Raw genomic sequence first — 12745 nt, 5'->3', positions numbered from 1 at the left:
CTAAAATTGTCAAACGAACGTATTATATTAGGAATCGACCCGGGTACCACAATTATGGGATTCGGAATTATTCGTGTGGTAAATAAAAAGATGGAATTTATTCAGTTGAATGAATTACAGTTGAACAAAATGGACGATCATTATATGCGTCTCGCACGTATTTTTGAGCGTACCATCGAATTAATTGATACCTACCATCCGGATGAGATTGCCATTGAAGCTCCTTTCTTTGGTAAAAATGTTCAGTCCATGTTAAAGTTGGGGCGTGCACAAGGTGTGGCGATGGCTGCCGGGTTATCACGTCAGATTCCAATAACCGAATACGAACCCAAGAAAATTAAGATGGCCATCACCGGAAACGGTAACGCCAGTAAAGAACAAGTCGCCAAAATGCTACAACAGTTGTTAGGGTTAAAGGATCTACCTAAAAATCTGGATTCAACGGATGGTTTGGCAGCAGCGGTATGTCATTTTTTCAATTCAGGAAGGGTAACCGTTGGGAAAAGTTATTCCGGTTGGGATGCTTTTGTGAAACAGAATGAAGAGAGGGTAAAAAAGTAGAGTGTAAACGCCTTAAGTAGAATAACTTGGGACGATGACTAAACATATAAAATGAGCGGTATTTATATACATATTCCTTTCTGTAAGCAGGCATGTCATTACTGTGATTTCCATTTTTCAACATCCATGAAGAAAAAGGAGGAAATGGTTTCGGCATTGGCCAAAGAAATCGCCTTGCGTAAAGAGGAATTCAAAAACGAAGTTGTAGAAACCATTTATTTTGGTGGTGGAACACCTTCGATATTGCCAATTGAAGATATCAAGTTTTTAATTGATACAATCTATCTACATTACAGTGTTGCCGAAAACCCGGAAATTACTATCGAAGCCAATCCGGACGATTTATCGGAAGACCGAATCATTGAATTGTCCAAAAATCAGATAAACAGATTGAGTATTGGTGTACAGTCGTTTTACGAGGAAGATTTACTGCTAATGAATCGCGCCCACAATGCTGTTGAGGCCAAAAAATGTCTGGAATTGGCAACTCAGTATTTTGATAACATTTCGGTGGATTTAATTTATGGAATTCCTGGACTTTCCAATGAAAAGTGGCTGCAAAATATTCAGACTTTATTGGATTTGAATATTCCCCATATTTCAAGTTATGCATTGACTGTTGAGCCCAAAACCGCTTTGGCTACGTTAATCAAAAAGGGTAAAATTCCCACGCCAGATGACGGGGTTGCTCATGAACAGTTTTTATTACTGGTCAACACACTCGAAAAAAACGGATTTGTACACTATGAATTGTCTAATTTTGGGAAGCCGGATTATTTTTCAAGGAACAACTCGGCCTATTGGCTAGGGAAAAAATACATTGGAATAGGTCCTTCTGCACATAGTTATCATGGTCAAAACAGAAGTTGGAATAGTGCCAATAATTCATTGTATTTAAAGGCTTTGGCTGAAAATAAATTACCCAACGAAATCGAAACCTTAACCAAAGAAGATCGTTACAATGAATATGTAATGACGGGATTACGAACAATTTGGGGTGTTTCATTGGAACGAATTCAAAACGAGTTCGGGAACGACTATATGAATTACCTACTCCAAAATGCGCAACGTTTCCTAGAGGATGAAAAGCTAATCATAACTAACGGTATACTGAAAACAACAAACAAAGGAAAATTCTTTTGCGACGGAATTGCATCCGACCTTTTTTGGTTAAATTTGGAATAAATAATTTCAAAGTGATTGCAGAAATTCAACACCACGACCAGAACTTTACAATCGATTTATCCCAACCACTGGATATTTCAATAACATTAACCAATACCGATCAAAATCCAATAGCCTGGTATATTGAGAAACCGGTAATCGAACCAGTGCGTTTCGGAGATTGGGTTGGAAAAGTTTCCGAAGGTAGCTCTTCGACCAATTTCAATAACATTCTTTTCAATCCGCATGGTCATGGTACGCATACAGAATGTTTAGGACATATTACACGCGATTTTTACAGCGTTAATCAATGTCTGAAACAGTTCTTTTTTACAGCAGAAGTAATATCGGTAACACCAGAATCTCTAGGAGAAGATCAGTTAATTACTAAAGATCAGATTGAAAAAGCCTTAAATGGAAAATCTCCCGAAGCGATTGTGATTCGGACTTTGCCCAACGAAAAAACAAAACTTTCAAAAAAATATTCGAATTCCAATCCGCCGTATCTTTCAGAAGAAGCTGCTGTTTTTATTCGGGAATGCGGAATCCAACACTTGTTAATTGATTTGCCTAGTGTGGATAGGGAACATGATGAAGGGAAACTATTGGCACATAAAGCATTTTGGAACATAAAGGATGTGAATAATCTGAATACTGATGCCAGAATGAATTGCACTATCACGGAAATGATTTTTGTGAAAGATGAAATCACAAACGGAAGCTATATACTAAACCTGCAAATCGCTTCGTTTGAGAATGATGCCAGTCCGAGTAAACCAATTTTATATAAAATATGATCAGAGTCTCAACCGATAAAAATGAATTAAATGTTCCCTTCATTCAAAATTTTTTGAAAGATACATATTGGGCAAAAAACAGAACAATAGAGATGCTACAGACTTCTATTGACAATTCATTGTGTTTTGGAATTTACCTTAATAATGATCAAATAGGATTTGCAAGAGTAATTACAGATTTGGTTTCATTTGCCTATCCTATGGATGTTTTTATTGTTGAAGAACACAGAGGGAAGGGATATTCTAAAATTCTTTTAAATGCTGTAATGACTGAGCCACAATTACAACAAATTAAAATATGGGGATTAGCAACCTTGGATGCTCATTTCTTGTACGAGAAATTTGGTTTTACTTCAGTTCAAAACCCTGAAAAATTAATGGAAAAAATAATAATTTAAAAGTAAGAAATGACAATAGATATTTACTACGAATATTGTTTATCCAAAAAAGGAGTAACCGAACATTTTCCATTTGATGAAGATACACTAGTATTTAAAGTAGGTGGCAAAATGTTTGCCTTGTCTTCATTGAAAGAATGGGAAAGCAGCAACCCTTCAGTCAATTTAAAATGTGATCCGGAAAGAGCATTGGAGCTGCGTGGACAATTTGATGATATTCAGCCGGGTTACCATATGAGTAAAGTACATTGGAATACGGTAAAAGTTAATGGTTCGGTTTCCGATGTTTTCTTAAAAGAACTGATTGATCATTCGTATGATTTAGTATTCAAAAGTTTAACAAAGAAGTTGCAGATAGAAGTTAGTAATAGTTAAATGAAAATATCCAAAGGAGAATGGCTGGAAATTGTTGAAAATGCGATCAGTTGGATAGTAGTATTTGCTATGATGGCTTATGGTTTGGGAAAATTTGTGCAGTTTGGAAATGCACATCAGATAGATAAACCAGTTTCACAATTAAATGGTGGGCAACTTATGTGGGCTTTTTACGCTTATTCCAAACCCTATGCTTTGATTATCGGTGGTATGGAAGTAATTGGAGGAATATTGCTTTTATTCAGGAAAACGAGAATTTTGGGTTGTTTTCTAATTACAACCATTCTATTCAATGTGATACTCCAGGATGTCTTCTACAGAGTTCCCTTAGGTGCATTGAGAGCGGCAGTTTTGTATCAAAGCTGTTTGTTGGTTATTTTGTGGCTCAATAAGGAAAGAGTGAAATCGATAATAAAGTCTTTTATGGTAATAAAACCATCTATCAAACCAGTTAAGCACAAGCTCATTCTTTTGTTTTTGACTTTTGTGCTTTTTATTATATTCAGAATTACAGAATATTATTTGACGGTTTATTAAAAACTTATAAATTAGGCATTACTTTTGATGCATTGCAAATACAAAAATTAACGAACAAATAGTTATGATTGATAATTTAAAGAAAATACTAAACGAAGACCAGGATCCAAAGGCCATCGAGAAAATCACGGCAAAATTGGAAAACCTATTAATGACTAACGAAGAAGTGGGCTATATCGCTGTACAAAAGAAACCAGCGATTACCGTTTTTCCGGATAGTATTGTGGTAACAAACAAACGTATTATCTTATGTAAACCTAAAAATTTAGGATTGTCAATGGAGTTCATTGACTTCAACTGGGATGAAGTGGCAGGAACTTTTGTAAAAGAAGGAATCCTTGGTTCTGATTTTTCATTTTCTACCAAAACGGAATTGACACACACTGTCGATTATTTGCCCAAAAACCAAGCACGTAAATTATATACCTACGCAAAAGAGCAATTGGATGCTTTGAAAAATCCGGTAGCTCCGGCTGCTGCCCCTGAAGTGGTAGTTGCTGTTGCGGAGACTGTAGTTGAAAGTGTTGTGGAAGAAGTGGAAGTAGAAGAAGTAACTTCTTTTGCCGAAATCATGCCGTCAACTCCTGCGGTTCAGGAAACGGTAACCGAAGTGATTTCTACTTCAACTCCTGGTGAAAAGAAACTAAACGAAATGAGTAGCGATGAACTTTTCGCTAAACTTCAGAATTATAAAAAGTTATTGGATAACGGATTGATTCTTCAAGGAGAATACGACCGTCTAAAAGCGGAAGTTTTGCAGTACTTATAAAAGAAGTATAAAAAATAAATTAAAAGGGATAAGTTCAACTTATCCCTTTTTTATTGCTTCCTATTTTTAAATTTTTCTAGTATTGGATTTTGAGATTGGAATTTTGAGATTGGAATTTTGAGATTGGAATTTGTTAATTCACAAACTACATCACACTTTTTTGTTTCTCCATATAACTGTCCGATTGCATGCGGAGAATATCAGTGGCAGTTTTTTTCTTGTAATCATACAATCCCTGATCCGTTCGAATGTCCTCATAGATTTTATTGTAAATCAATGCATCGGTATCTTTTTGTAACATTCGTTGGAAGTTGTTCTGTTCAATATGTGTTTTTAAAGCCGTCTCGTTGTCTTCGAGTTTGAAATCATATTCCCCTTTTGGAGAAAGCATTTTGGCTATAATAGGAGAGGTTTCTATGGCTAAAAATAACAACATGATGAAGAACGAAGGCAACCAAGGAAGTTTTCCTAAAGCATTGATTCTTGCCATCAATCCGTCAAAATTATCAATGATTGGTTTTGAGTCGGTCACTTTTTTGTCCAAATCAGCTTGTAAGGTTTTGGCTCTGGCCTCCTTATCGGCTATAGCTTTAGCCGAATTCGCTTTTAAAGAATCCAACTGACGTTGCGCTACATCATGGGCATCTCTTTTTTCTTTGTAAATCGGACCTTTACCCATTTTCTTAGTGCCCGCAGATCCTTCCGCTTCCGTAATATACGATTGGTACAAATCAGCTACTTCTTTCTCTTTGGCTTTGATTCCTGATTTGATACTGTCAATTTCGGCTTGGTTTTTAGTAACATCGCCTTTGAAATAATCGGTCACTTGCTTTTTATTGGCCATCGCCATCGCATTCCTCTCTTTCAATAAGACGGTATTGATTTCTTTTTCAAATATTTTGATTTCTAATGGTTTGGAAATTACAATGGCAATAATCATCGCCAAAATAATTCGGGGTGTAGCTTGAAGGAATTCCGCTTTTAAATTATCCCTCTTACGAATAGTGGATACAATAAAACGATCCAGATTGAAAATAAGCAATGCCCAAACAGTTCCAAACGCCAAAGCATAATAAACATTGTCGAATACCGTAAATAAGGCATAGGCACTGGCCAAAAAAGCCATAACGGCAGTAAAAAAAACAGTGGCGCCAATTCCAACGTACTTGGTTTGTTCCCCTTCACTGCAAGAGTCGAGTAACTCTCTATCTGCACCGGAGCACAGAATAAAAAAACGTTTTAACATGATTAATTTCGATTTGATTGATGATACAGCAAATTTAAAGCCAAAAAATGAATAATGAGCTAACTGGTTGATTTATTTTGACTTATAGATCTTCTTTTTTTGGGAATACAAAGCTAATCAATTATATTTTACTGATAATCAGTATTTTAAGTTAAAATTATTGTAAATTTGTGTATATCTAATTAAGTTCTCAAAAAATCCACGTGCTTCAGATTTCAAAAACAAATTCCAGTTTTTTTTAATTTAAATTTTGAAATTATGAAAGCAATTCATTACAAGTTTTTGGGGTTCTTTTTGGTCTTTTTCGGTTTTGGACTTTCTTCAATAGCGCAAGAATCAAAACCTCGCTATTTAACCGTTACGACATTGCACAGAAATACTTCGAATCCTGATTTGACCAAAGAAGATTGGTTGAAAGTGGAAAAGGAATATTTTGATAAAGTGGTCATGAAAAATCCATTGGTGCTCAAACACAATATCCTGACGCATTTTTTTACAGAAGATAATAGTGAAATTCTTCTCGTTCAGCTCTACGAAAATTGGGAAGCTATTGGGAAAGCATGGGATAAAGAGAATGAGTTGATCAAAGCTGCCTGGCCGGATGAAAAGGCTAGAGATGCTTTTTTTGAAAAAAGAGGTGCGTTTTATGCCGATGGTCATTCGGATGAAATCTATACGGTATTGCCGTATCGTAAAGAATTGAGTAAACTACCCGACAAACAATTGGTGTATTATGTTCGGAAAACAGCCACAATAGAACCGAAAGACGGTACGCAAAAAGAATTTGACAGCTTATTTAAAGAAGTGCAAGATAATTTAGCAGCAAAAAATGATATCCTTAAAGCGTATTATACCTATGCGCATGCTTGGGGATCTAAAGGAAGTGAATTTGTAGAAGTATTTGTGTACGATAGTTTAGGTGATATCGAAAAAGGATGGAATAAAGATGACGAATTGGCCAAAGCCTATTGGAAAGACGAAGCAAAAATGAAGGAGTTTGATAAAAAAATGAACAAATATTTTTCTCCTATCCATGGGGATTATCTTTATCGCAATGAAGTAGGGCTTCAGAAATAAAAAGAAACCACAAAGTGAATGGATCGCTTTGTGGTTGAATTTTTTACTGGAAATCGATAACCATCTTTTTACCGGTGATTTCTTCAAGTGCCCAATCCGAAGAATTGATTGCACCTTCAATAAATCCGGTGTAGTCTGAATAGGCTTCGCCAATAATATGGATGTTTTTAACCTCCGAATTCTCTAAAGCAAAAGCTTTGAATTGCTGTTGTATTTCCCAAGATTTTACTCCGGGTCTCCAACAATGATTCCCCGCGCCGTAAGGTGCACATGACCAATCACGAATACCATAGGATACAATCGATTTCTCAATGTCGGCTTTGATTTCGTTCAAACTCATGTTGGCATATTTCAACAAGGCTTCTTTGGTAAGCTGTAAACCGGTGGTTGACATGGCTTCATTGCCCTGAAGTGATCGGTAAACGTCTTTCGACATGAAGTTGGCAAACTGTTGTTTGATCTCGTCGTTGTTATTTACTTCGGCAAATTCATGTTGGTTACGATCCTCAATATAGTAATTCCAAAACTCGGTAGCGGGTTTGTCAGTATACAGCAAAATCATACCGTATCCATCTAAATCATTCGTTTTAGAACGTCGGAAATAATGAATTTCACGCGTAGGCATTCGATTGGCTCTAGCCTGTGGCGATTGGTTGTATTCCCACCAAGGTTGATCAAGTATAAAGAATACTTTAGTCATCGCAAAACCGTTCACACTATCCAATTTTTCCCTGATTTTTTCCGGTAATGAATGTGTGAGTTTTTTTAACGGATACTGTGGCATCGCCAACAACAAATGATCAGCGGTAATTTTTAGTTTTTCACCGTTCTTGCTGTAGGTGGCTTCGACTTGATTGTTTGTGTTATTTTGGAAAGAAACCAGTCGGGCTCCGTTAATAAGGGTGACATTCGATTTTTCTTTCAACTTTAATAGGAGTTGTTTGGTAATCTCATCAGTCCCTTTTTTGATGGTAACCAAAATTTGTCCGTCTGTTTTAAAAGCACGCAACCACCAAATTACCCATTCAATGGCATTCAGGTTGTCCGGAATCATATGGTAAAATGTTCCGGTATCTCGAATTTTCATTAAAGCTTGATGCGATAGAATTCCGTCTTCACTCAAGGCGTTCCAAAATCCCATTTTCCACATGTATTTACCATTTAAGGTAGCCTCTTTGCGCATGGTTCTGAAATCGTCTTCTGTCAAGCTGTCTATCCAGTTCTGGCACCCGAAGTCAAGCGGATTGTTTGGGTTTTTCCCCATCATCAATAAAATTCCTTTTCGCAATAAATCCAAGGCATTCAGGTTCTGTTCCTGTAATGGTAAATCGTATTGCGGAAATTGCGACGGATTCGCCTGCGGACCATTGAAAGGAACAAGGTCAATCTTTAAATCATCGATCAATTTACCAAACTTAGGCTGCAATTTCGTTTCAAATCGCATCGGACCCCATTCGGTCACAAAGTTTTCCAATACAGTGGTTTCTATCCTTCCGCCCCAGTGGTTTTCCGAAGCTTCAAGTAGTACAACATTGTAGTCGTAACCACTAAGTTGGAGTGCGCTGTATAGTCCGGAAATTCCTCCTCCGGCAATACAAATTGTCTTTTTCATTTTGTTGTTTTGTTTGTTGGGCAAACTTAAAAAAAATGGAAGAAAGACACGAACTACTTTAGTTTTATTTTGAACAGCTGTAAATAAAGGCTGGTGGTAGATTTAAAAAGGTGAAATTGATGCTGACTTCCGAAAAATAGGATTCCAGTTTCTTCTTGGCATTCAAAGAATACTGAAATTGAATATATTTCCCATTTTCCGATAAAGCATTATCGGAATTGGTCAGAATGTTATGTACAACCGCATCCGGAATCATAGCAAACGGCAGCGACGAAATAATGTAGTCGGCCGAAGCAAAATGATGTTGCTCTAAATAGTCCTGAATTTTTTCGGCACTGTCATTAATTAAAATCAATCGGGGATCCTCTATTTTCTGCAATTCTTCAATGAAAGACGGGTTGATTTCAAAAGACAATAACTTCGCATCGGGTTTCATTTTCTCCAAAAGCTTGTGCGTGAATACACCAGTTCCGGGACCAAACTCCACAATACAATCGGCTGAAGCAAAGTCAATCGGCTCCAGCATTTTTTTAGCTAAAAAAGAGGAACTAGGCGACAATGCGCCTATAGTTCCTGTAGATTTTAAAACTTCGGATATAAATTTTTTCTTGCTCACCGATGGTTATTTATTCATTTCGGCGAAATATTTGTAAAACAATGGAATGGTTTCAATTCCTTTCAGATAATTGAAAACTCCAAAATGCTCGTTAGGAGAGTGTATCGCATCACTATCTAACCCAAAGCCCATCATAATGGTTTTTGATTTTAATTCTTTTTCAAACAAAGCCACAATAGGAATACTTCCTCCAGAACGTACCGGAATCGGTTCAACACCAAATGTATCAGCATACGCTTTGGCAGCTGCCTGATAACCAATACTATCAATAGGCGTTACATAACCTTGTCCACCGTGGTGTGGCGTTACTTTTACTGTAACGGCCTTCGGTGCAATGCTTTCAAAGTGTTTTTGGAACAATTCGGTAATTTCTTCCCAGTCTTGATTCGGAACCAATCGCATCGAAATTTTAGCAAACGCTTTGCTGGCAATTACCGTTTTGGCGCCTTCTCCGGTATAACCACCCCAAATTCCGTTCACATCCAATGTAGGTCGGATCGAATTTCTTTCGTTAGTAGTGTAACCAGCTTCGCCAAATTCTTCTGCAATGGCCAAAGCATTGTTGTAAGCTTCCTGGCTGAACGGGCGCTTAGCCATTTGTGCTCTTTCTTCAGCAGATAATTCTGCTACTTTATCATAAAATCCTGGAATGGTGATATGGTTGTTTTCATCATGCAATGAGGCAATCATTTTAGTCAATACGTTGATTGGATTCGCAACAGCACCACCATACAATCCAGAGTGTAAATCACGATTCGGACCGGTTACTTCTACTTCAACATAACTCAATCCTCTCAATCCTGTAGTAATCGAAGGCTGTTGGTTGGAAATCATTCCGGTATCGGAAATCAAAATCACGTCATTCGCTAACTTCGCTTGGTTTCTTTCTACGAACCAACCTAAACTTTTCGAGCCCACTTCTTCCTCGCCTTCAATCATGAATTTCACGTTGCAAGGCAGGTAGTTATTCTGGATCATATATTCAAAAGCCTTCACGTGCATGTACATCTGACCTTTGTCATCACAAGCACCGCGGGCAAAAATCGCTCCTTCAGGATGTAACTCGGTAGTTTTGATCACCGGCTCAAAAGGAGGTGACGTCCACAATTCCATAGGATCAGCAGGTTGTACGTCATAATGACCATACACCAATACCGTAGGAAGGGCTTTGTCAATTATTTTTTCTCCGTAAACAATAGGGTAACCAGGTGTTTCACATAATTCTACAAAATCGCATCCTGCTTTTTCCAAACTGGCTTTTACAGCATTAGCGGTATCAATTACATCTTGTGCATAAGCGCTGTCGGCACTTACAGAAGGGATTTTCAATAAATCGATTAATTCATTCAAAAAACGTTCCTTGTTATTCTGAACGTATTGCTTTATATTTTCCATTGTTGTTTAAAAATAGTAGAAGCCAAATATACGAATTGAAATTCCAATTCCTGAATTCCGAAATCCAAAATAACACATATTTAATTTTTTCTTTGATTTTTGATTTTAGAATTTGGAATTTAAAAATAATGTGTATATTTGCACCCACAAACGCCAGTACAGAGAGTGTTTCACAAAAATACTTGGTACTACAAACCCTGCGGGTGTGGCGAAATTGGTAGACGTGCCAGACTTAGGATCTGGTGCCGCAAGGCGTGTAGGTTCGAGTCCTATCACCCGCACAAAAAGCCCTTCAGCAATGAAGGGCTTTTTTTTATTGATTTTGCAGTGTTGTTGTTGCTACTTGTATTGTCTATTCGTCCCAGGTTTGTACTACGTGCGTATTCCATAATTTTTTCGCAAACCCAGTAAAGGCTTTTGGTCCCTTTAAAAAAGCGTTGTCAAAGATATAGTCGCCACCGATGAATTCTTTTTCAGATACCCTAACTTTGCTTTCTCCTCTCATGGCATATTTCTGTGCTCCTTGATACATTATGATTTTCATAGTGGACGGACTGATGTCTCCATGACATACGGTTCTGTACATTAGCCATATTTCAGCAATTCCATTATTGTCAAGATCGGTAACCTGAAACGTGTTTTTTACAAATGAAGCTTCAATGTCAACCGGACAATCACTGATGTAATCGTATACTCTCCAAGTAGGTTTAGTCGTAGTATTGGATACTATAAAGTGATAGGCAAAAAGCTCAGCATCGGAACCGTCCAACTCGTGCTTGAATTTTTTACTTTGATGAATGCCGGTTTCTGTTGTAATAACAATGTTCTTGCCCAGACGATCTGTCCAACTTACGGAGGTTTTAATTTTTCCTTCATAGGTAATCTCCTTCGGTAGTTTTGTAATGTCAAAAGGCGCAATTTTAATTTGGGTTTGACTAAAACCAGCAACCGAAAAAGATAGCATGAATGCTAATAATAATAAATAGGATGCTTTATTAAAGGTTGTGTATTTCATTTTTTACTTAAGTTCAAAACTATCCATGATAGCTTCAATTTCTGCCTTTCTTTCGGCAAATACTTGGGTTTGCGCCACACTTCGTAGGGTGTACATAATGTTGCCCTGTACAAAAAAGTATTCATAAGTGGTAATGCCATCGGTTTCAGAGGTGGCCTCAGTAAAATTCCTCTGGTGTATCTTGGTTTTTCTTTTTTTTAATTTCTTGCCTCTTTCATTGAATTCAATCATGCCGTCAACTCCCATTCCAAATAGTGAACAATCGAATACGCTCAGTGATAGGATAGGGAAATTGAATTCTTTTTGCTCTCCAAAATTACTGATGACAAATATAATATGCCCTAATGATCCTTTTTTCTCTCCTTTTTTTAAGCTTAAATCAGAAGGATACATAATAAAACAGTCTTCATCTTCGTATCGGGTAAGTTGGGTCGCTTCCTGTGAATTGGCAGGAACTGATAAGCCAATTAGAAGAAGTAGGAATCGTAGAATTTTCATTTTTTGATAATGTGCTTTGTTGTATTCCATTTATGGTTGTGTTATAATAGCAAGTACTTCATTCTTTACTAGTACGGCTGTTATTGCTTTATGGTATTGATGTAGTTCAAATACGCTCTTTTTATGGCATTAAAATCTTTGGTTTTTCCTTCTTCGAATAGGATATGTTTTAGTTCTTCTATTTTGATTTTATCAACATATTTATTTTGGATAATTGGTTTTCCTTTTTTGGTAAAAAGATGATCAATAAGATATAAGGTGCCTTTTTTATTCGGGGTAACATCAATTTCATGGAGTACCGAGGAGCAAGGATTTCGGGTCTCTATCCAATTATTGTATTCGTTTGTTACTTCTCTTTTATTTAGTAAAAATCGAATGAATGGCAATTCCTGCACGTACAAACGATCTAGTCCTTTACTGTAATCTAAGGAGTCTTTTTTGAAAGTAGCTTTGTCCACTTTCCAGCATGTTGATGTAAATTGGTTATAAGACTCCTGATTGACATAGTTTTTGGTGAGTAAAGCTAATAGCGCATTAAATTCTTTTTCATTCTCATTTTTGTACCTGCAGGATGTTAAAAATAGAAGGTATAATGAGAAGTAAAATGGGAATGCTTTTTTCATTAATGGAATAACTTATTTTAATTATTTTCTTTGCTATACGCTATATAAAGTAACGCGCTGCA

At 36.8% G+C, this 12745-nt stretch carries 15 protein-coding genes and 1 tRNA gene; 9 read left to right on the top strand and 7 right to left on the bottom strand.

Features of this window, described 5'->3' with window-relative positions; translation table 11 throughout:
- Positions 1-6 precede the first annotated feature (6 nt).
- The 7 genes from ruvC to ACFO7M_RS12760 all read left to right on the top strand — a co-directional run bounded on the left by ruvC (position 7) and on the right by ACFO7M_RS12760 (position 4601).
- Positions 7-561 (top strand): crossover junction endodeoxyribonuclease RuvC, encoded by a 555-nt coding sequence (gene ruvC, locus ACFO7M_RS12790; RefSeq protein WP_379736011.1) that lies wholly within the window; start codon positions 7-9, stop codon positions 559-561.
- A 51-nt stretch (positions 562-612) separates the two neighbouring features.
- On the top strand, positions 613-1746 hold the full coding sequence (gene hemW, locus ACFO7M_RS12785; protein ID WP_379736009.1) for a radical SAM family heme chaperone HemW: 1134 nt from the start codon (positions 613-615) through the stop codon (positions 1744-1746).
- Between the two features lie 11 nt (positions 1747-1757).
- Complete coding sequence (locus ACFO7M_RS12780; RefSeq protein WP_379736007.1) at positions 1758-2522, top strand: cyclase family protein; 765 nt, start codon at positions 1758-1760, stop codon at positions 2520-2522.
- Positions 2519-2920, top strand: a complete 402-nt coding sequence (locus ACFO7M_RS12775; protein WP_379736005.1) for a GNAT family N-acetyltransferase — start codon at positions 2519-2521, stop codon at positions 2918-2920. Before ACFO7M_RS12780 ends, ACFO7M_RS12775 begins: the two co-directional genes overlap by 4 nt.
- A gap of 9 nt (positions 2921-2929) precedes the next feature.
- Entirely contained in the window at positions 2930-3295 is a 366-nt protein-coding gene (locus tag ACFO7M_RS12770) for an MmcQ/YjbR family DNA-binding protein (RefSeq protein WP_379736004.1), read from the top strand.
- Positions 3296-3832 (top strand): hypothetical protein, encoded by a 537-nt coding sequence (locus tag ACFO7M_RS12765; RefSeq protein ID WP_379736003.1) that lies wholly within the window; start codon positions 3296-3298, stop codon positions 3830-3832.
- A 64-nt stretch (positions 3833-3896) separates the two neighbouring features.
- Entirely contained in the window at positions 3897-4601 is a 705-nt protein-coding gene (locus tag ACFO7M_RS12760) for a PH domain-containing protein (protein WP_379736001.1), read from the top strand.
- A gap of 145 nt (positions 4602-4746) precedes the next feature.
- Here ACFO7M_RS12760 and ACFO7M_RS12755 read toward each other — a convergent pair whose 3' ends face one another.
- Positions 4747-5847 carry a DUF4407 domain-containing protein gene (locus ACFO7M_RS12755; protein ID WP_379736000.1) on the bottom strand — a complete coding sequence of 367 codons (1101 nt, stop codon included), beginning with the start codon at positions 5845-5847 and terminating at the stop codon, positions 4747-4749.
- A 258-nt stretch (positions 5848-6105) separates the two neighbouring features.
- Between ACFO7M_RS12755 and ACFO7M_RS12750 the strand changes: the two genes are divergently transcribed.
- Positions 6106-6924 carry a hypothetical protein gene (locus ACFO7M_RS12750; protein WP_379735998.1) on the top strand — a complete coding sequence of 273 codons (819 nt, stop codon included), beginning with the start codon at positions 6106-6108 and terminating at the stop codon, positions 6922-6924.
- Positions 6925-6967: 43 nt separating this feature from the next.
- On the opposite strand, the gene ACFO7M_RS12745 is transcribed toward ACFO7M_RS12750, so the two are convergent.
- From ACFO7M_RS12745 to ACFO7M_RS12735, 3 genes are all read right to left on the bottom strand, one after another.
- On the bottom strand, positions 6968-8536 hold the full coding sequence (locus ACFO7M_RS12745) for an FAD-dependent oxidoreductase (RefSeq protein WP_379735996.1): 1569 nt from the start codon (positions 8534-8536) through the stop codon (positions 6968-6970).
- A gap of 64 nt (positions 8537-8600) precedes the next feature.
- A complete protein-coding gene (locus tag ACFO7M_RS12740) occupies positions 8601-9152 on the bottom strand; it encodes a class I SAM-dependent methyltransferase (protein ID WP_379735994.1) in 552 nt (183 codons plus the stop codon).
- Positions 9153-9158: 6 nt separating this feature from the next.
- On the bottom strand, positions 9159-10547 hold the full coding sequence (locus ACFO7M_RS12735) for a dipeptidase (protein WP_379735993.1): 1389 nt from the start codon (positions 10545-10547) through the stop codon (positions 9159-9161).
- 199 nt (positions 10548-10746) lie between these two features.
- On the opposite strand from ACFO7M_RS12735, the gene ACFO7M_RS12730 reads away from it, so the two are divergent.
- A tRNA-Leu gene (locus ACFO7M_RS12730) sits at positions 10747-10828 on the top strand.
- A gap of 71 nt (positions 10829-10899) precedes the next feature.
- On the opposite strand, the gene ACFO7M_RS12725 is transcribed toward ACFO7M_RS12730, so the two are convergent.
- The 3 genes from ACFO7M_RS12725 to ACFO7M_RS12715 form a co-directional block, all read right to left on the bottom strand.
- Positions 10900-11511 carry a M949_RS01915 family surface polysaccharide biosynthesis protein gene (locus tag ACFO7M_RS12725; RefSeq protein WP_379736057.1) on the bottom strand — a complete coding sequence of 204 codons (612 nt, stop codon included), beginning with the start codon at positions 11509-11511 and terminating at the stop codon, positions 10900-10902.
- Positions 11512-11565: 54 nt separating this feature from the next.
- Positions 11566-12060 carry a hypothetical protein gene (locus ACFO7M_RS12720; protein ID WP_379735991.1) on the bottom strand — a complete coding sequence of 165 codons (495 nt, stop codon included), beginning with the start codon at positions 12058-12060 and terminating at the stop codon, positions 11566-11568.
- Between the two features lie 80 nt (positions 12061-12140).
- Entirely contained in the window at positions 12141-12683 is a 543-nt protein-coding gene (locus ACFO7M_RS12715; RefSeq protein ID WP_379735989.1) for a hypothetical protein, read from the bottom strand.
- Positions 12684-12745: the final 62 nt, after the last annotated feature.

It is taken from the genome of Flavobacterium sp. GCM10023249 (assembly GCF_042653365.1).
Lineage (GTDB): Bacteria > Bacteroidota > Bacteroidia > Flavobacteriales > Flavobacteriaceae > Flavobacterium.
The sequence above is the reverse complement of the archived record's forward strand: the minus strand, read 5'-3'. Positions and strand labels throughout refer to the sequence as shown.

Bases quoted from the DNA above. Each gene is read 5' to 3' on its own strand.
- ACFO7M_RS12750 (WP_379735998.1), top strand. From the start codon at position 6,106: ATGAAAGCAATTCATTACAAGTTTTTGGGGTTCTTTTTGGTCTTTTTC.
- ACFO7M_RS12770 (WP_379736004.1), top strand. From the start codon at position 2,930: ATGACAATAGATATTTACTACGAATATTGTTTATCCAAAAAAGGAGTA.
- ACFO7M_RS12765 (WP_379736003.1), top strand. From the start codon at position 3,296: ATGAAAATATCCAAAGGAGAATGGCTGGAAATTGTTGAAAATGCGATC.
- ACFO7M_RS12775 (WP_379736005.1), top strand. From the start codon at position 2,519: ATGATCAGAGTCTCAACCGATAAAAATGAATTAAATGTTCCCTTCATT.
- ACFO7M_RS12725 (WP_379736057.1), bottom strand. From the start codon at position 11,511: ATGCTATCTTTTTCGGTTGCTGGTTTTAGTCAAACCCAAATTAAAATT.
- ACFO7M_RS12755 (WP_379736000.1), bottom strand. From the start codon at position 5,847: ATGTTAAAACGTTTTTTTATTCTGTGCTCCGGTGCAGATAGAGAGTTA.
- ACFO7M_RS12715 (WP_379735989.1), bottom strand. From the start codon at position 12,683: ATGAAAAAAGCATTCCCATTTTACTTCTCATTATACCTTCTATTTTTA.
- ACFO7M_RS12760 (WP_379736001.1), top strand. From the start codon at position 3,897: ATGATTGATAATTTAAAGAAAATACTAAACGAAGACCAGGATCCAAAG.
- ACFO7M_RS12735 (WP_379735993.1), bottom strand. From the start codon at position 10,547: ATGGAAAATATAAAGCAATACGTTCAGAATAACAAGGAACGTTTTTTG.
- ACFO7M_RS12745 (WP_379735996.1), bottom strand. From the start codon at position 8,536: ATGAAAAAGACAATTTGTATTGCCGGAGGAGGAATTTCCGGACTATAC.
- hemW (WP_379736009.1), top strand. From the start codon at position 613: ATGAGCGGTATTTATATACATATTCCTTTCTGTAAGCAGGCATGTCAT.
- ACFO7M_RS12720 (WP_379735991.1), bottom strand. From the start codon at position 12,060: ATGAAAATTCTACGATTCCTACTTCTTCTAATTGGCTTATCAGTTCCT.